Genomic DNA, 17,509 nt, shown 5'->3' with positions numbered 1-17,509 from the left:
GGCCAGGCCGGCCGCGCGGGCGGCAGGCCCGTCAGCGGCCGACGTGGGGTCGTTGCGGGACAGCGCGGCGGCGCCGACCACCGTGGCGCTGGTGCTCGGTCCCGCGCCGTCGGCGACGGCGTCCAGCTCGATGACGTCGGCGAGCACCACGGTGATGTTGTCGCCGCCGCCCGCGCGCAGCGCCAGCTGGACCAGCCGGTCCGCGCAGGCGTCGACGTCCTCGATCGAGGCCATCGTCTCCTCGATGGTCTCGGCGCTGACGAAGCCGGACAGGCCGTCGGAGCACAGGAGCCAGCGGTCGCCGGGACGCGCCTCGCGCACGGACAGGTCCGGCGTGACCTCGGGGTCGAAGTCCCCGAGCACCCGCATGACGACCGACCGCTGCGGGTGGTGCTCGGCCTCCTGCGGCGTGATCCGGCCGATGTCCACGAGGTGCTGCACGAACGTGTGGTCGGTGGTGACCTGCGTGAGCACGCCGTCGCGCATGAGGTACCCGCGCGAGTCGCCCAGGTGGACCATGGCCAGCTTGTTGCCGGCGCGCAGGATGGCCAGCACGGTGGTGCCCATGCCGTTCAGCTCGGGATCGGCCTCGCTGCGCGCGATGATCTCGTCCCGCGCGTCGGCCAGCGCCTCCTCGAGCTGGTCGAGGGCGTCGTCGGGACCGTGGGACTCGCCGTCGAGCGGCGCGAACGCGGCGACCGCCACGGACGAGGCGACGTCCCCACCGGCGTGGCCGCCCATCCCGTCCGCGACCATGAGCAGGTGCGGACCGGCGTAGGCCGAGTCCTGGTTGTTGGAGCGCACGAGTCCGACGTCGGACCGCGCCGCATACCTGAGTGCGACGGTCACCGGGTTACCTCTGCAGCTCGAGAACGCTCTGGCCCACGCGGACGGGTGTACCCGTCGGGACCGGGGTTGGAGCCTCGACGCGCTGGTCGGCCACGAATGTCCCGTTCGTCGATCCGAGGTCCTCGACGAACCACTGGCCACCCTGCGGGAAGATCCGTGCGTGCCGCGACGACGAGTAGTCGTCGTCCAGGACGAGCGTGCAGCCCGGCGCGCGGCCGATGAGGACGGCCGACGACGCGAGCGGGACGATGGTGCCACGCAGCGGACCCTCGGTCACCACCAGCCGGGTGGGGCCGGACGCGCTGCGCGCCGATCGCGGCGTGCGGACGGGCGCGGTCTCCGGCCTGGCGGGCTCGGTGGCCACCGCCGCGACAGGGGCAGGTGCAGCCTTGCGACGACGACGGTCCGTGATCCGCGTGCCGTACAGGTCGCGGCGCAGCACGCCGATGGCGAAGAGCACGAGCACCCACAGCAGCGCCAGGTAACCCAGCCGCAGCAGGGTGATCGTCAGCTCACTCATGTGCCGGCGTCACTCGTCCAGGTCCGGCTCGCCGCCTGTCCAGAACAGGATCCGGGTGCGCCCGATGGTCAGCGTGTTGCCGTCCAGGAGGGTCGCGGCCGGAACCTGGTGGCCCTCGACGAACAGTCCGTTGGTCGAGCCCATGTCCGTGGCGACCACCCCGTCCGGCGTGACCCGGATCTCCAGGTGCCGGCGTGAGACCCCGGGGTCGTCGACGATGATGTCCGCCTCCGATCCGCGGCCGATGACCGTGACCGGGCCGGTAAGGAGGTAGCGCTGGCCGTCGATGTCCACCAGGGGGTGCCGGGCGCTGGGCGCCGAGCTGGCCGACGCCGGCGCCACCGCACCGCGCACCGTCGCGCTGTGCACGCGGAACCGCGCGGCCTCGAGCGTGGCGTCCTCGCTGAACGACACGGTCACCGGCCCGACGAACGCGTACCGCTGGCTCGCGGCGTAGTCGGTGACGTTGTTGGCGAACTCGTCCGCCAGTGCCTCCGCGCCCCACGACTCCACCTGGTCGTAGTCGGCAGTGGCCAGCTCGATCGTGAACTCGTTGGGGACGACGGTCCGGTCGCGGCCCACCACGGCCGCCCGGTCGTCCAGCTCCCGGCGCAGCGCGCTGGACAGGTCGATCGGCTTGAGCTCGCTCTTGAAGGCCCGGGCGATGGCGTTGTTGACCACCCGTTCCACGTTGTTCTCGAACCTGTCGAGGATGCCCATCGCCACCTCCCCCGTCTCTCTGTGCGCATCTGCAAGGACGCGCGAGTCCGCAATCCGCCTTGATCGTATCCGTGACCCACCGGTACGGGGCCGGATGCCGGGTGATGTGCGCGCGGCGGGCGTCGGAGGCCCTCCCGGGCGGGTCGGGAGGGCCTCACGATCGTGCTAGTGTTCTGCACCGCGCGCGAGTGGCGGAACGGCAGACGCGCTGGCTTCAGGTGCCAGTGTCCGAAAGGGCGTGGGGGTTCAAATCCCCCCTCGCGCACAGAGGGGTCTTGGGACAACCAAGGCCCAGCAGTCCGGATAACTCCCGGCAGGACTAGATCCTGCCGGGAGTTTCTGCGTCCGGGGCCAGCTCGTGGCTTGGTTAGCACGTTAGCGTGCTATTACCTCCGTTTGACTGTCCCCGCTCGGGCTTTGCGCCGTTTCCGCATACGACAACCGGCCCGCTCACCTGGGTTGGTGACGGGCTGGTGGTCGAACTGTTCGGTTGCGGCGGTCAGGCGGCTTGGAGTGGTCTGCCTCTCGAGGCGTAGTACGCCTCGTGGAACGCCCGGACGCGTGGCTGTCGCCTCTTGAACCTTGCGTGTGCGACGGACCAGTCCGGGTCGTCGGTGTCGTCGATCACGGCCATCCACGGGTCAGCGATCGACCGACAGATGTGCCAGTCGCGCAGGAGGCGGACGTTGGCACCGACGAGCGCGAACGTGACGAGCACCTGGTTCTTGACCGCACCGTAGACGCGCGTGAAGCCGCGTTCGATCCGGACTCCGCGGTTGCCCTTGATCTCTGCGTTGAAGTGCTCGATCGCTGAGCGTCGACCGTAGCTTGCAGCCCATTCGGTTGTTCCGAACGGGATGCGCTGGCGCTCTCGCGCCTGCTCCTCAGCGTGCACGACGACGGTCGTGCCGCACCCGCACTCCTCGCCAGGAGTGCAGTTCGTAGTCGGCCGGTCGAAGTTCGCACGCATCGACCGCGGTGTGTTGAGGCATCGGACGTGCTTCTTGACCGCAGGTCCACGCAGTCTCTGCGATCCGGGACGAGTCCCGTGGGGCACTGCGTCGAACCGGTAGGGCAGCCGCTCGTTGTACTGCTCCTGCAACTCGCGCTTTGCTTCGTCGGCCATGCCGAGCGTGAACTGGTTCAACTTTCGCAGGGGGGTGGGGAGAGCGGACGAGTACAGGGTGCCGTCGACCCAGACCGTTCCGGGCTTGGGTCCGGGTCGCTGGCCGAGCTGCGAGGTGTGCAGGTCGTGGATCGACTCGATGCCGGAGGACGCTTCACACTGCGTTGGCTGCCGACCGACTCACGGTCGATAGCCCTGCCTGGGTGCTGCTACGGGCGCGCAGCGCCGCCGCGGCGGTCGCGTTGCTGGGTGAGCACCTCGGGGGTGAGGAGCGCAGGATCCCGGCGCCGGAACTCTTCGAGCGGATCGAGCAGGACCTCGTCGTGCTGCGAGAGAACGACTTCGACATGCCACGTCCGGCGCAGGCCTACTGCGCTGAGTGGGTCGCTGACGGCATTCTCGTCCGACGATCGGTCGACGGCAGCCGTGACGAAACCTACGACCGTGACGAAACCTACGAACTGTCGCAGGGCGCCCTGGTCGCGATCCGGTTCGTCGCCCAGCTCCTCGAACCGCGCGCATCGGTGACGCAGTCACGGCTCGCGACAATCCTCGAGCGCGTTCATTCGCTGACGATCGCGACCGACCCGGACGCGTCCACAAGGCTGTCAGCGCTGCGCGCCCGACGCGACGACATCGACGCTCGTATCGCGGCCGTGGAGGCCGGCCGGTTCGACGTGCTGGAGCGTGGGCAGGCGCTTGAACAAGCGCGCGACATCCTGGCGCTCGCGGACGAACGGGTCTGCTGCACGTGCAGCGGGTCGTGTCCTGCGTCGGGCATCGAGACGGACGACCGGAGATGCGCCGACATCGACGTCCGTCGTGGGAGTATCGCGAGCGGAGTCGGACGGAAGTCCGAGATCGCCTCTGCGCCAGTTGGCGCTCGACACGCACGACGGAGGTGATGAACGTGCCGGAGTCCATATTCTCGACCGGGCGTGACGTCGCAATCGAAAGCGACGCCGCGCTCGTCGCCGCACGGGAGCTGCTCATCCGCGGGGTCTCGGGACTCCCCCACGCCCTCCCCCGTACGGCTTCGTCCGTTTGGGTGTGGCCTTCCGCGTACTGCCCCGTCGGCTGCGGGCACTGCAACTACGCGTCGCCTCGACCGACACGGCGGCTCGACCGCCGAACGGTGATCGAGGACCCAGCAGGCCTCCTTGCTTTCATCTCCGAGATGGAGCCGACTCAAATAGTGCTCTCCGGGGGCGGCGAGCCCATGACCGAGGAGGACTTCTGTCGCTACGTCATCGCGCGCGCCGACGCTCCAGAGCTGAAGGAGATCAAGCTTGTCACCAGCGGACACTTCGCCACGAGTGAGGCTGCCGCGCGGGCTTCTATCAATGGGCTTGTCGACGCCTGGCGCGCGCGTGACGAGAGCGTCTCCCGCATCAAGCTGACCCTGCGCGTCAGTCTCGATTGGTTCCATGCGGAGCGGATCGGCGTCGAACCGGCAGCGAACATCATTCGCGCAATGCAGCGACCCGAGCTTCGGGACGTCGGTCTGGCGATCCGGTCGATCGAACTTGATGATGACACGACTCTCAGCCGACTTGCAGCCGAGACCGGAGGGCTGCTGCGTCGGTCGGAAGACGGCTGGGTGCTGGAACTGGATGGGGGCCGCCCCGTCAAGATTCGTTCAGGGAGCCTGATCTTCGACGGTCGCATGAGCCGACGAAAGCTCGAACGGCTGCCGGTGCGCCCCCCCGAACGGCCTTCGACGGGCTCTCTTGCGGAGAGGGTTCGCGCTGGAGGAGGGCACTATGTGCCCGCGATGGCCTACGAGACCGCCTCGGGCCGCATGCTGGAGGGACTCCTCTGCGTCGTCGAGGACAACGGCAACGTCAAGATCCTCGACGGAAACGCACCTGACCGGACGCCGACCGTATTCACTCATCCCACATGGCGCGCGGCGCGCGACCATCTGTATGCCGACCCGCTGTCGCGCTTCCTGGTGCAGGAAGGCCCCCACGCGCTCGCCGAGCTCCTGGACGACGCGTACCCAGGCAGCACCGAAGTCGGTCGGTCGATGAATCAGTTGTACTACCTCGTGGATCCTCTACTGCGCACCCCCGCTCGTCGGCTGTACGCCACGCTGCGGGTGATCGAGGCACTCCATCTGCCAGTTTCGCGCGAGTCCGTGGCTGATGGATGGAGCGCGTGGCGCGTTTCGACCTCGTGATGTACGAGCTTGACGAAAGGCGTGCCCGGACCGTGGGGCAGGGTAAGGCGCGACCTTTCGCGGCCCGCGGGAGCGAGATCACGGCGGTCACCTCGACGTCACCTGCAGGCCGAGCGGGTCAAGGACAGTGCCGACGGCTCGGTGAGAGGATCACGCGATGATCAGCTACCCGCGGGCCCTCGCTGTAGGCGACGTCATCGGTGTCGCGGCACCATCGGCGGGGATCGGCGCGCAGCATGCCGCGCGGCTCGACGTGGCTGTCAGACACCTCTCCAGTCGGGGTTTCCCCGTCCGACTAGGTTCGCTTGTGCGTCGCGACGGTATCGCGGCCGGCTCGGCGGCGGAACGCGCCGAGGAGCTCATGGGACTCATGCTGGACCCGACTGTGCGGGCGGTGGTGCCCCCGTGGGGGGGACACCTGGCGCTGGCCCTGTTGCCGTCGATCGACTTCGATGCGCTCGCCGCAGATCCAACATGGCTGGTTGGCTACTCCGACATCTCCACGCTCCTTCTGCCTCTGACCCTGCTCACGGGAGTCGCGTCCCTCCACGGTCAGAACCTGATGGACACGCCGTTCCGGGTGCCCGCACCGATGGCGTCCTGGCTCGACGTGGTCCGCAGCCCCCCGGGTGCAGTCATCACCCAAGGATCCGCGCCGCGCTTTCGCCGCTCCGGCTTCGCCGACTTCGCGGCGGAGCCCGGTATCACCGAGTATGTGCTCGATACTCCGGGGCGGTGGTCCCGCGTCGACGCGACCGGCGACGTGCAGGTTTCGGGGCGCCTGCTCGGGGGCTGTCTCGAGACTGTCTCGCACCTCGCCGGTACGCCCTACGGCGACGTGGAGCAGTTCGCGGTGACGCATGCGCCCGAGGGGCTCATCGTCTACCTCGAGTCATCCGGCTCGGACGCGGCGGAGGTCGCCCGTCGGCTCCTCGGGCTGCGCTACGCCGGCTGGTTCACCCGCGCGAACGCCGTGCTGCTCGGCCGGTCTCGTGGCGCCGATCTTCCCGGCCTGTCGCAGCACGAGGCGGTAGGTCTCGCGCTGAGGGATCTGGGTATCCCGGTGCTGGTCGACGTCGACTGCGGTCACGTTCCCCCGCATCTCTCGCTCGTCAACGGTGCGCTGGCGACCCTCGACCACTCCGCCGAGGGTTCCACGATCACCCAGCAACTGAGCTGAGGGCACCCGGCTCGACGGATAGAGCGTCCGTGAGTTCTGTCGCGCAGTGAGCGAGGGCGTCCACGACGCGCCGGATCGTGGCCACGTCGACGAGCCGACCATTGACGACGACGGCGACCCGGCCCGTGTCTCCGTCGTCGATCACGTGCACGCTCACGCCGTCGTGGGCAGACTGGGGCGCCCACGGCAGGGTGATGATCTGCATTCTCCCGCCCGGCCACACCCACGACGGTGACATCGCCTCCTCGTCGGTGACGAACAGTCGTCGGGGCTGCGCCGGCGGCGCGTGGTCTTGGGGGGCGAGTTGCTCGGTCAACCAGCACAAGGGGGCCTCCTGGTGCTCTAGCGTCGTCCGGTATCCGCCAGCGAGCTGATCGAGGTGCGTGAGCGGCTCGTCGGCGCCCGACCCACGCAGGCGAATCGGCAGCGTGTGCGCCATCGACCCGACGATCGAGGCGGCTTCGGGAAGCCCCCGGTTCGCTGTCGGGACATGCGCGACGAGCTGACCGGGCCCCAGGACACGGTCCCAGGCGCGGGCCCACGTCGTGAGGACGACAGGAAGGCGCCCGACCCCGCGACTGCGACCTGCGTCCCGGAACGCACGCCACGTGTTCACGTCGAACCGGTGCTCGAGGCGGACGTACGGCTCCTGCTCGTCCGGCTCATCAGGAGCAGGGACCTGCAGGGTCGGGAGCGGTCCGCACGACTCCAGCTCCCGGCGCCAGAAGTCACGCAGGCGGCGCCCCTCGGCACCGGCCAGGCGGCGGCGCTGCCAGGCGGCCCAGTCGACGAAGTCCGGGCGCGCCGGTGCGACCGGGGCGCCGTCCGGGGCCGACAGGCGGTCGGCGAGCTCGTCGAGGAGGATCATGACTCCGTTCCAGTCGCAGACCAGATGGTCGACGACGCCGACGAGGCAGAGTCCCTCCTGCGTGCGCCCGAGGACGAAACGGACCAGAGGAGGGGCGCCTACGGCCGGGGCGTCGGAGATCATCTCGCGCACCCAGCGGGCCGCGGCGTCCGGCACCTCCTCGCTACCGATACCGGCGGAGCCACGGATGTCCACCAGCCGCATGACGGGGGCGGTGGCCTCGACGACCGGTACGACGAACGGGGTCGCGAAGCCACGTTGGACGTCCAGAACGAAACCCGTGCGCAGGCTCTCGTGTCTCGCCAGAACGGCGGCGAGCGCACGGCGCACGTCGTCCTCGGTGGCGGCAGTCAGGAGTACGGCGAACGGCAGGAGGCACGACTCGCCGGCGCCCCCGTCTCGGCGGTCCTTGAGCATTCCGAGGAGGTCTGCCTCCTGACCGTGGGACAGAGGGAGGGCGCTGCCGCGGGGCACCACTGGGATAGCGGGCCGCGCCTCAGCTCCCCCCTCCGACAAGAACCGGGCAAGATCCGCGAAGCGCGGATGCTCGAGCACATCGGCGATCGCGAGCTGCAGGCCGTCTGCGCGGAGCGTGGCAGTGAGCAGCGCGGCCCGCAACGAGGTCCCACCGAGGAGGAAGAAGTCGTCGCCGTCTTTCGGTTCGACGCCGAGAACGGCCTGCCACGCCGTCGCGACCTGTGCGGCCACGAGACTCTCGGACGTGGGTTCGGTCAAAGTCAAGAGGCGACCTCCGGCTGCACGAGCGTCGGCGTCGAGGCGATGCCGAGGGGGCGTTGGCCGGCGGTCGTGGACGAGTCTGCCGACGAGCACCGAAGTTAGCACGAGGCGTTTGGTCGCCTGGGGCGGTCACGCGACCAGTGATTTGGGCATTCGCCTGACGCGACTCCCCCGGAGTAGGTAGCCTGCAGTCCGGTCGCAGGGAGGAAGCGGATGAGCGAGCGCGTCGCGCCGACGAAGAGCTGGATCGACCCCGAGACACACATGCGGAAATCGCTGGGCTCCGCCTGGTACAGGGCCGTCGTGGCCCTGCAAGACAGTTTGACGTACTCAACCGTGCAGTTCTGGCGCGAGCGCGCGATCCCGTGCGGTCATCTGCCGGTGACGACGGGCTCGGTGTCCTCACCGATGGGCCTCGGCAGCGACTCCTTGCCCGTGTCCGTCGAGCTGTTCGGCGTCACGACCTACCTGGCCGACTCCATGCAGTTCGGGCTCGAGTACCTGTGTCGCCTCAGCGAAAGCGGGGCGTACTACCTCATGCCGTCGTTCCGGGGCGAGGCTGCCGACGCGACGCACCTGTGCCAGTTCTTCCACAGCGAAGCCGAGATCCCGGGTGGGCTGGACGACGTGGTCGCCCTCGTCGAGCAGTACGTCCGCAGGCTCGGCGCGGACATGCTCGCGAACCACGCGGACATCATCGAGTCCGTCGCCGGCAGCACTGCCCACGTGGAACAGCTGCTTGCGCGGCCCGAGCCGTTCACGCGCCTGACGTTCGACGAGGCGGCCGACCTGCTGGGCGACGAGCCGAGGTACGTCGAGGTCCACGACGGGTGGCGCACTCTCACCCGGCTTGGTGAGGGCCGACTGACGGAGCGGTTCGGTGACTTCCTCTGGATCTCACACTGGGACGCCAAGGCTGTTCCGTTCTACCAGGCGGTAGATGCCCAGGGTCGGGCGCTCAATGCCGACCTGCTCTTCGGGCCGGGCGAAGTCGTGGGTTGCGGCGAGCGCCATGCCAACGGCGCTGACGTCCTCGATGCCCTTGCCGCTCACGAGGTCGGCGCCTCGACCTACGACTGGTACGTCGAGATGAAGGATGTGCAGCCGATGCGGACATCCGGGTTCGGTCTCGGCGTCGAGCGGTTCTTCATGTGGCTGCTGCAGCAGGACGACATCCGCGACTTCCAGCTGCTCCCCCGTGAGAACGGCGTGAACATCGTTCCCTAAGCCGCCGTTCACTGCAGAGACGATCATGGGAGGGGCCTGTGCAGGAACTGGTCGAGTCCAGTTGGAGCGAGGACGATCGCAGCACCATACGCGCACGTCTCGTAGAGGACGGTTACGTCTACCTTCCAGGCTTCCTCGACGCAGTGGAGGTCCAGCACGCTGCGGCCGAGATCCACGGGGCGCTGCGGCGAGTCGGGTGGGTCGGTGACGCCGGAGACTTCAGGCCCGCGCAGAAGGGGCTCGCGTTCACTTCCGAGACGTTCGGGACGGTCTATCCGGAGGTGCAGCGCCTCGAGCCGCTGCACAGGCTGGCGCATACGGAGCGGCTCCTGGACCTCGCCGGGGAGATGCTCCTCGGTGAGGTGTTCTGCCACCCGGCCAAGGTGTTCCGTCTCGCTTCACCGCGGGCGTCGTCGGGCTTCACGACGCAGGCCCACCAGGACTACGTCGCCCAGATGGTCTGCTCCGACGTGCTGACCGTGTGGACGCCTGTCACGACCTGCACGCCATCTCGTCAGGGCATCCGGATCCTACCCGGGTCGCACTGCGCGGGGTTCGTCCCCACCGACGCCACGCTCCCGGGCGCCCGACCCCTCTACCTGAATGTCGACGCCGACGACCCCCGCTGGGCGACCGCCGACTTCCGCCCCGGAGACGTCGTGCTGTTCCATGGGTTCACGGTCCACGGCGGGGGCCCCAACACCAGCGACGAGTTCCGCGTGTCCATCGACGTGCGCTACCAGCGACGCGACGACCCGATGCTCGACACCTTCGCGCGGCCGCACGGCTGGCCGCGAACCCCGGACTGGGACGTGCTCTGCGACGGGTGGTCGACCAGGCGTTGGGTGGAACTGCCGCCCGACGTGCATCTGGTCGCTGCGTCGCTGCAAGACATCGCGTCCGGCGACCTCGTACCGCCGCCCTCCCGCCTGCTGTCCCGCTGAACCCGCCACACCGGCGGATTCCCCCACCCTCACGACCAGGAGCCATCAATGAACCTCATGACGGACGAGCAGTATGCCGACTTCTTCGAGCCGTACGCCGGCAACGTCGAGAAGTTCTACGAGTCGGCGTACTGGCGGCTCTCGGACGAGCTGATCAAGGAGCTCGTGCGCCGCCACCTGGACGTCACCGCAGGCGGTCACGTCGTCGACATGGGCGGTGGCACCGGCCGGTGGGGCCTCTGGCTCGCGCGCGAGCTTGGGGTGTCGGTGACGGTCGCCGACAAGTCGGTTCGCATGCTGGAGGAAGCCCGGCAGGCTGTCGCCGACTCGGGCCTCACGGACGTGCATCTCGTCGAGTGCGACATCGAGGACGCTCCCGAGCTCGGTGACCAGCAGTTCGACGCGGTGATCAGCACGTACGGTGTGCTGAGCTTCCTCAACGACCCGGCTGCCGCCTTCCGGACCGTCCATCGGGTGCTCAAGCCCGGCGGCGTCGGGCTGCTCATGTCCCACTCCCTGTCCAACGCGCTCACCTCGAAGGTGAACCGTGACGGGGCGGGGCCCGCCGAGCTGCGAGAGCTGCTGGAGACCAGGATCGTGCGCTGGGCGCCGCACGTCCCCCCGCTGCGGGTCTACTCGGCGGACGACCTCCGTCGGCTGGCGACGGACGCGGGGCTGGAGGCGCCCGCGGTGTTCGGGGTGACGTCCATCGCGTACCCCGGCCCGGAGGACTTCGGGTACCCATACACGTCGGTCAGCGGCATCTCGGCATCTCTGGAAGTCGAGGAGTACTTCCGGACGGCGCTCGACCTCGAGCTGGCTGCGAGCGAGCAGACCGACTGGGCGGAGCGCGGCGTGAACCTGATGGTCAAGGTCGTCCGTCCGTCGACCCACGCGTGACGGTCGTCGAGGGCCAGGGCGCCCGACCGTACGTGCACCTTGCCCGCGTGTACGACCGGTGGACCGCGTCGAACGACCACGGACGATGGGCCGAGTACCTTCGAGCGGCCGCCGGGCGCCTAGGCGTCACGGGCGGCCGGGCTGTGGACGTCTGCTGCGGGACCGGTCGGATGTCGGCGCTCCTGGACGAGGCGGGCTTCAGCGTCACGGGGATCGACTCCTCGCCCGAGATGCTGGACGAGGCACGTCGCGCCGTACCGGCCGTCGTCCTGCACCAGGGTGACGTGACCGACCCGCTGCCGGTGCTCGACGGGTCCCAGGACCTCGCCGTCTGCAGCTTCGACAGCGCGAACTACCTCGTGAGCGAGGGGGCGCTGGCGGCGATGTTCTCGGTGGTGGCGCGCTCGCTCCGTCCCGGTGGTGTTTTCGTCGTGGACCTGAACACCGGCTACAAGCTCGTGGAGGTGTTCGGGTCGAGCCACTACGGGGACGACCTCGGCGACTTCGCCTACGTCTGGCGCAACCGCACGGAACCGGACCGACGACGCACGGAGTTCCTCATCTCCTTGTTCGTCGAGTCCACCTCCGGTTACTCCCGGTTCACCGAGCACCACGTGCAAAGGTGGTTCACGTGGGACGAGGTCCGCTCCGCCGTCGACGCGGCCGGCCTCCGCGTCGTGGAGGTGACCGACGACTACGGCAGAGCCGCCCCGTCGGACACGACCCTGCGCGAGACGTGGGTCCTGCAACGGCCCGAGATCGCAGTTGCTTCTCTAGGATGACGACGTACGTACTGGTGAGGCATGGCGAGACCGACTGGGCCGCGGCCGCCGCCGCTGGGCTCGTCGGGCCCGCGTCGGACCTAGCGGTCCTCAGCCCGGCAGGGATCCGTCAAGCGGAGAAGCTTGCGGCGGAGCTTGCAGCTGATCCGCCGGACGAGCTCGTCAGCTCACCGATGACGCGGGCGCTCCAGTCGGCTCACCACCTGGCGAGTGCGCTGGGCAGGCCTATGACTATCGAGCCGGGCCTGCGTGAGTGGAACTGCGATCGACGCGGAACCTGGCGTGACCACTCGGAGTTCGTGACCAACTTCCACCGGCTGCTCGACGAGGACCGTGGGCTAGTGCCCCCCGGGGACGACAGCGTGTGGGAGTCGCTGGCCGAGGTGCGTGACCGCGTGCACGATGCGCTGTCACGCCACACCGGCCGCCGGGTCGTTGTCGTCTCGCACTGCCTTGCGATCTTCGCTCTGACAGGGACCGAGCTCAGGCCTGGTGAGAGCCTGACGTGGTCGGTCGACGGCACGCGCGGGCCAGACCGGTCATCGGTGTGACAGCGGGTCACCCGATGGGGCCTGGCGGGGGACGTGCGTCGCTGACAGCGAGATCCCTAGGTCACGGCAGGACGCCGCAAACTCTGGGGAGCTGAGCGCCGCGGAGTCGCTGACGCGGATCTCGCGCGCCCATTTCCAGCGCCGGGACGTCGGAGGGCAGAACCGCCGGAGGTCGTCGTGGTCCTCCGCCGGGTGGGCGACGATCATGTGCCGCCCGCTCGGGAGGGTTGCCACATGGTCGAGCAGGGACGCCAGCTTCGTCTCCGGCGGCTGGACGGACAGGTGCCACAGGGAGTCGAGACGCATGGTCAGGCCGGGGTGCGGGATGGGGTCTCGGCTTTCGAGGCCGTACCGCGAGCTCAGCTCCGCGAGGATCGTCAGGTCGAACGGCCGGATGTGCGATTCCATGTGCTGCGGACTCAACCCGGCGCCGACGACGGCCTCCACCTGCGCGACGAGCTCGTCGTAGGCCTCGTCGACGGAGGCCGACCGCAGTTCTGGTATCCCAGGGAGAAAGGCACCGTCGGCGGCGCGCAGGGTCGGAGCCGCGGTGAGCGGCGACCACCGGTAGAAGTCCCACTCGCACGCCAGCGTGAGATGGACGCCGAGCGGCATCCCGGTCCTGAAGGCGCTCGCGAGCGCTCGCGACGCATCTGGGGCCGGCGCCATGACGCTCGCCTGCGTGACGATCCCCGACTCGAACAGTCGGTCGACCCCGTCCGTGACGGCCGGGTGCATCCCGTAGTCGTCGGCCTGGACGACGAGTTCGACTGCGTTGTCGGATGTACTCAAAACGCCCTGCCGAAGCCGCAGGTCTGGCAGGCGGTCAGCGAGAAGTCTCCGCGGATGTTGCGCCGGTGCACCTCGAGCCTCTCCGGCATGCTCCACGCCTCCTCGATCGACATGTCGGCGATGTTTCCGAACACCTTCGATGCAAGAAAGTCCTCGCAGCACAGGACGAGCTTTCCGTGCGCGTTGATGTGGAGCTCGTTCATCACCACGCCGCACGCCTTGCGGCGCACGACGTCGAGGGGAATCAGGCCACCCCGGTTCGATGCGTTCGCCTTGATCTGCGCAGCCGTCTTGTAGCGGATCTTCGGATGATTCCCACCTGCACGCTCGAGGATGTCGGCAACGCCACGCGGCATCTTGTCCCCATGCTGCGTGATGATGAACGCATCGACCGATCTGTTGAGCCTGGCGAAGAGCTCTTCGGTGAGGAAGTCGCCGTTCGAATAGAGCGCGATCCTCGCCAGCGGCATCGCCGCACGTGCCGTCTCCAGGAGATCGGGCATCCGCTTGTCGGCCAGCGGCTCGCCGTAGTTGTGAGGGCTGAACTGGTTGCAGTAGTGGTTCTCGCCGAGGTCCGTGACGATCTTCTCGAACAGCTCGGTCGGCATCAGCACCTCGTTCTCGCGCGTCCCGCGGTCGAAGAGGCTGTTCGGGCAGTAACTGCACCGCCGATTACAGTAGGTGGTCGTCTCTACCTCGACGAACATGGGCTGGTGGTCGCTGAATCTACCCACGAGGCGACTCCATTCTGCTGGTCGCGAGGCGACGCGCGTAGATGAGGAGGAAGTAGCGGTAGTCGGCGGCGATGGCCAGGGGAGGCACACAGCTCCGGTTCCGCTCATTAAAGTGACTTACGACGTAGGTGTGGCCGTGAGAGTGCAGCGCTGCCAAGATCTCGTGCAGCGACTGGGGCAGGTCACTGAATCCGTGGTACTCGATGAGCACCTGGTCGATCGACCTGAGCACGTCGCCCAGCTCCCGGATCACGTCGGCCTCTGCGCCTTCGATGTTGAGCTTGACGAGCGGTGAGCCGTGCGGCACGAACGTACTCAGCGTCGCTGTGGGCACGGTGATGGGCGTCGCGTGCCAGACGTTGGCCACGATGCTGCCCCCATCCGTGCCCGAGGACAGGAAGGTGGCCGAGTTGGTCGCCGAGCCGGCGAGTGCGGCATTGACGAGTTGGATGTCGGTGAGTCCATTGCGCTCGACGTTGCGTCGCAGGATCTCGAAGATGTCCGGGTCGGGCTCGAATGCGACAATCGGAGTCTCTGGGTAGAGCTGACGAAACCTGATCACGCTGAGCCCGACCCACGCACCGCCGTCGATGATGGGCCCGGTCCCTGCGAGCGGGGCGGCATCGTAGATCCGGTCGCCAAAGATCAGGTCCACCGTCGACGCGAAGATTTCGGCATCCCGGTACTCCAGGTCGAAGGGACCGAGGCGGACGACACCGGTGTGCTGCGCCCCCGGCATTCTTAGTTCCGCGACGAGCCGGCTGACCTCGTCGACGTCGACCTCGTCCAGACGTTGGCTCACTCCGGTCCCTTTCCAGCCATGCGGAGTACCGACCACGCCCGCCCGCGATCCGGCGACGTGACCAAGCCGAGCTGCTCTGCGCCAAGCCCTCGGATCGCCCCCTCGACGCGAGCGACCACCTCCACCCAGCGAGATCCCGAATCGCCCCGGGGCTGGTAGAGGGAGACGAGCAGCTCGCCCTCGGGCGCGACCAGCGACAGCGCACGGGAGACAGCCCCGGGTGCGTCGCGGAGGTAGTAGACGACCTCGCTCATGACCACCAGGTCGAATGTGCCAGTGACCGGAAGCGCTCCGAGGTCGGCGCAGACGAACGCCCGTCGAGGATGGCGGAGCGCCGCGGCCGAGAGCGCCGTGATCGCCCAGTCCACGCCTAGGTACGCCCCGCGGTACCCGTAGACGTCGAGCGCCGTGCACAGCGGTGCCTCTCCACAGCCGAGGTCCAGGATCGACGTGACCTGCCGTGCGAGGGCCCGCTCCGCGACCAGGTTCAGACGCGCAGCCTCCTCGACCGAGTGGAGGTAGTCCCACCGCCCGGACCGGTACTCTTCCTCCCAGACCGCACGGGGCGCACCCACGGCGGCGGCGCTCTGGGCCTGGGTCACGGGAGCACCTCCCCCAGAGCAGCGGCAAGCGACGGCCGGCTCGCTTCGAGCGCGGCATCGACGTCTGCCCGCTGGTGAGAGGCGGATACGAAGTTGACGTCGCGCCGCATGAGGAAGCCACGTCGAGCCATCTCCGCCACGAACACCGTGGCGCGTCGAGTGTGCTCGTCAGGGCGATCCGCGAACCACAGGCACGGCATCGGGTCGTACCCGCGTGCGACGGCTCCCGCGCCGAGCTCGGCCGCCTGCTCGTTGAGGCCGTCACGCAGCCGTCGGCCGAGCTCGGCGATGTGGGAGTAGTAGTCGCTGCCCGCGTACTCCTGCAGCGCGGCGCGCATCACGTGGAGGCTGAGCATCTCGCCGCCGAAGGTGGTGGAGACGTGCAGAGAGCCGAGGTGCTCCATCACGTCGCGGCGGCCCGCCAACGCGGCGAGAGGCATGCCCGCCGCCAGACCCTTCGAGAAGCACAGGAGGTCGCCGTCCACACCGCTGAGCTCGCCGATGCCGCCGGGAGCGACGCGGAACCCGGTCACGATCTCGTCAAGCACGAGGACCACTCCAGCGTCGCGCGTCTTGCGGCGGATGTCCCGGAGCAGTTCGTCGGGCAGGACGCGGTGATACGGCGCAGAGATCACCACGGCCGCATACCGGGTCCCCCGAGTCTCCAGACGGTCGATGAAGAGCGCGTCGGCCGCGGTGTCGACGAGATCGATCCGCTCCGTGAGCCGAGCGATCTCGGCCGGCACCCCCGGGCCTTTCCCACCCAAGGCATCGTGCCATCCGTGGTAGCCGGCGACCAGGATCTCCTCCCGCCCCGTCACGGCGCGGGCGAGGCGGATCGCCGCCGAGCACGCCTCGGCACCGGACTTCAGGAAGCGGATCATCTCCGCCGGGCGCACCGCGGCACGCAGCGACTCGGCAGCCGTGATCTCGACGGCGGTGGGAAGCGACAGGATCACGCCGCGACCGGCGCGCTCACGGATCGTGTCCGTCACGACGGGATGGTCATGGCCCAGGGAGGCCGCTCCAAGCCCGCAGACGAAGTCGACGTAGGAGCGTCCGTCGACGTCCCACACGCGGGAGCCCGCGCCCCTTTCGAGGTAGACCGGGTACGCACCCGGAGCAAACTGTTCGGGTCGCTTCTGGAACGTCTGCGTCAGCCCGGGGATGAGGCGTGCCGCCCGGTCCTGCAGAGCGAGCGAGCGGTCAAGTACGAGTGGGCGGTCGACGGGATCGACGGGCGGGGCGGCGACGGGGACGGTGCCGGAGTGCGACGGCGTGATCCGCTTGAACCGCCGTCTGGCGGCGAGCCACTCTCGGCCGATGTCCCGCACGATCACTTCCCGCGTCCACAGGACGTTGTGCTGGTCGCGCGCACCGGTTTCGATCACCCGCTCGCGCATTCGTTCGTCCGGGCAGCGCACCGCATCGCTGGTCACTAGTGCAGCTGCGAGGGCGGGGACCCATCGCGCCGTCTTGTGCACGTGGGGGCACAACGGGAGATAGTCCGCCGCCCAGCTGTCGGGTGGCAGACGGATGAGCCGGTCTTCCGCCCCGGGCACGGTCACCACGCCGGGCACCTCGAAGGTCCCTCCACGGGCGACGTGCGTGTTGGCGAAGGCGATCTCGCTGCTGTCGTGGGCGTCTAGGTCCCTGATGAGCTGGTCGAGCGGGACGGTGCCGAAGAACTCCCAGTCGTCCTCGAGGTGCACCCCGAACTCGGCGCGGGTCTCCGCGAACAGCACCGACAGCGAGCCCTGCAGACCCACGTGCTTCTCGAAGCGGTGTACGACCACCTCCGCGACTTGTGGGAACTCTTCTCGAAGACCGTCCAGGAACTCCACGACGGACACTGTCTCTACGTCCGCCACGTCGTAAGCCGGGTCGATCGTGACGACGACGCGAAACGTCCCAGCGAACCGGACGTGGTCGAAGAAGCTCCGGTAGGTAGTGACAATCGTCTCCCTCCCGACGGACGTCGTCAGGACATCG

18 protein-coding genes and 1 tRNA gene are annotated in these 17,509 nt (G+C 68.7%); 9 read left to right on the top strand and 10 right to left on the bottom strand.

Annotated elements, in window-relative coordinates; all coding sequences use genetic code 11:
• The 3 genes from RYN42_RS02585 to RYN42_RS02575 form a co-directional block, all read right to left on the bottom strand.
• The coding region (locus tag RYN42_RS02585; RefSeq protein WP_315093459.1) for a Stp1/IreP family PP2C-type Ser/Thr phosphatase at positions 1-849 on the bottom strand (849 nt) is incomplete at its 3' end.
• Between the two features lie 4 nt (positions 850-853).
• The gene (locus RYN42_RS02580; protein ID WP_315093457.1) at positions 854-1,369 is read right to left on the bottom strand and encodes an FHA domain-containing protein; all 516 of its coding nucleotides are present in this window, start codon (positions 1,367-1,369) and stop codon (positions 854-856) included.
• A gap of 9 nt (positions 1,370-1,378) precedes the next feature.
• Complete coding sequence (locus tag RYN42_RS02575) at positions 1,379-2,089, bottom strand: DUF3662 and FHA domain-containing protein (RefSeq protein ID WP_315093454.1); 711 nt, start codon at positions 2,087-2,089, stop codon at positions 1,379-1,381.
• Between the two features lie 182 nt (positions 2,090-2,271).
• Here RYN42_RS02575 and RYN42_RS02570 point away from each other — a divergent pair.
• Positions 2,272-2,354: transfer RNA gene (locus tag RYN42_RS02570), tRNA-Leu, on the top strand.
• A 234-nt stretch (positions 2,355-2,588) separates the two neighbouring features.
• On the opposite strand, the gene RYN42_RS02565 is transcribed toward RYN42_RS02570, so the two are convergent.
• On the bottom strand, positions 2,589-3,236 hold the full coding sequence (locus RYN42_RS02565) for a transposase (RefSeq protein WP_315093452.1): 648 nt from the start codon (positions 3,234-3,236) through the stop codon (positions 2,589-2,591).
• 143 nt (positions 3,237-3,379) lie between these two features.
• Here RYN42_RS02565 and RYN42_RS02560 point away from each other — a divergent pair, with 143 nt between their 5' ends.
• From RYN42_RS02560 to RYN42_RS02550, 3 genes are all read left to right on the top strand, one after another.
• Positions 3,380-4,120 carry a DUF3375 family protein gene (locus RYN42_RS02560; RefSeq protein WP_315093450.1) on the top strand — a complete coding sequence of 247 codons (741 nt, stop codon included), beginning with the start codon at positions 3,380-3,382 and terminating at the stop codon, positions 4,118-4,120.
• Positions 4,120-5,397, top strand: a complete 1,278-nt coding sequence (locus RYN42_RS02555) for a hypothetical protein (protein ID WP_315093448.1) — start codon at positions 4,120-4,122, stop codon at positions 5,395-5,397. The genes RYN42_RS02560 and RYN42_RS02555 overlap by 1 nt, the downstream gene beginning before the upstream one ends.
• Before the next feature lie 157 nt (positions 5,398-5,554).
• Positions 5,555-6,577, top strand: a complete 1,023-nt coding sequence (locus RYN42_RS02550; protein WP_315093447.1) for an LD-carboxypeptidase — start codon at positions 5,555-5,557, stop codon at positions 6,575-6,577.
• Here RYN42_RS02550 and RYN42_RS02545 read toward each other — a convergent pair.
• Positions 6,558-8,153 carry a condensation domain-containing protein gene (locus tag RYN42_RS02545; protein ID WP_315093446.1) on the bottom strand — a complete coding sequence of 532 codons (1,596 nt, stop codon included), beginning with the start codon at positions 8,151-8,153 and terminating at the stop codon, positions 6,558-6,560. The genes RYN42_RS02550 and RYN42_RS02545 overlap by 20 nt on opposite strands.
• A 243-nt stretch (positions 8,154-8,396) precedes the next feature.
• On the opposite strand from RYN42_RS02545, the gene RYN42_RS02540 reads away from it, so the two are divergent.
• Genes RYN42_RS02540 through RYN42_RS02520 form a run of 5 tightly spaced genes read left to right on the top strand, consistent with a single transcriptional unit; the run spans position 8,397 to position 12,587 of the window.
• The gene (locus RYN42_RS02540) at positions 8,397-9,410 is read left to right on the top strand and encodes an amino acid--tRNA ligase-related protein (RefSeq protein ID WP_315093443.1); all 1,014 of its coding nucleotides are present in this window, start codon (positions 8,397-8,399) and stop codon (positions 9,408-9,410) included.
• A 38-nt stretch (positions 9,411-9,448) separates the two neighbouring features.
• Positions 9,449-10,354, top strand: coding sequence for a phytanoyl-CoA dioxygenase family protein (locus tag RYN42_RS02535; protein ID WP_315093442.1), 906 nt, complete (start codon positions 9,449-9,451; stop codon positions 10,352-10,354).
• 48 nt (positions 10,355-10,402) lie between these two features.
• Positions 10,403-11,254 (top strand): class I SAM-dependent methyltransferase, encoded by an 852-nt coding sequence (locus tag RYN42_RS02530; RefSeq protein ID WP_315093440.1) that lies wholly within the window; start codon positions 10,403-10,405, stop codon positions 11,252-11,254.
• Entirely contained in the window at positions 11,251-12,036 is a 786-nt protein-coding gene (locus RYN42_RS02525; protein ID WP_315093438.1) for a class I SAM-dependent methyltransferase, read from the top strand. Before RYN42_RS02530 ends, RYN42_RS02525 begins: the two co-directional genes overlap by 4 nt.
• On the top strand, positions 12,033-12,587 hold the full coding sequence (locus RYN42_RS02520) for a histidine phosphatase family protein (RefSeq protein ID WP_315093436.1): 555 nt from the start codon (positions 12,033-12,035) through the stop codon (positions 12,585-12,587). Before RYN42_RS02525 ends, RYN42_RS02520 begins: the two co-directional genes overlap by 4 nt.
• Here the strand turns inward: RYN42_RS02520 and RYN42_RS02515 are convergent.
• The 5 genes from RYN42_RS02515 to RYN42_RS02495 are packed head-to-tail and all read right to left on the bottom strand — an operon-like array spanning position 12,576 to position 17,361.
• On the bottom strand, positions 12,576-13,475 hold the full coding sequence (locus RYN42_RS02515) for a ChbG/HpnK family deacetylase (protein WP_315093434.1): 900 nt from the start codon (positions 13,473-13,475) through the stop codon (positions 12,576-12,578). The two genes, RYN42_RS02520 and RYN42_RS02515, sit on opposite strands and share 12 nt — an antisense overlap.
• On the bottom strand, positions 13,376-14,086 hold the full coding sequence (locus RYN42_RS02510) for a radical SAM protein (protein ID WP_315093433.1): 711 nt from the start codon (positions 14,084-14,086) through the stop codon (positions 13,376-13,378). Before RYN42_RS02510 ends, RYN42_RS02515 begins: the two co-directional genes overlap by 100 nt.
• A 19-nt stretch (positions 14,087-14,105) precedes the next feature.
• Complete coding sequence (locus RYN42_RS02505) at positions 14,106-14,915, bottom strand: FkbM family methyltransferase (RefSeq protein ID WP_315093430.1); 810 nt, start codon at positions 14,913-14,915, stop codon at positions 14,106-14,108.
• The gene (locus RYN42_RS02500) at positions 14,912-15,490 is read right to left on the bottom strand and encodes a class I SAM-dependent methyltransferase (protein WP_315093428.1); all 579 of its coding nucleotides are present in this window, start codon (positions 15,488-15,490) and stop codon (positions 14,912-14,914) included. Before RYN42_RS02500 ends, RYN42_RS02505 begins: the two co-directional genes overlap by 4 nt.
• Before the next feature lie 23 nt (positions 15,491-15,513).
• A complete protein-coding gene (locus RYN42_RS02495) occupies positions 15,514-17,361 on the bottom strand; it encodes an aminotransferase class III-fold pyridoxal phosphate-dependent enzyme (RefSeq protein WP_315093426.1) in 1,848 nt (615 codons plus the stop codon).
• Between the last annotated feature and the right edge of the window lie 148 nt (positions 17,362-17,509).

Source organism: uncultured Cellulomonas sp., from assembly GCF_963527515.1.
GTDB lineage: Bacteria > Actinomycetota > Actinomycetes > Actinomycetales > Cellulomonadaceae > Cellulomonas.
This window is presented reverse-complemented; position numbering and strand designations above follow the sequence as displayed.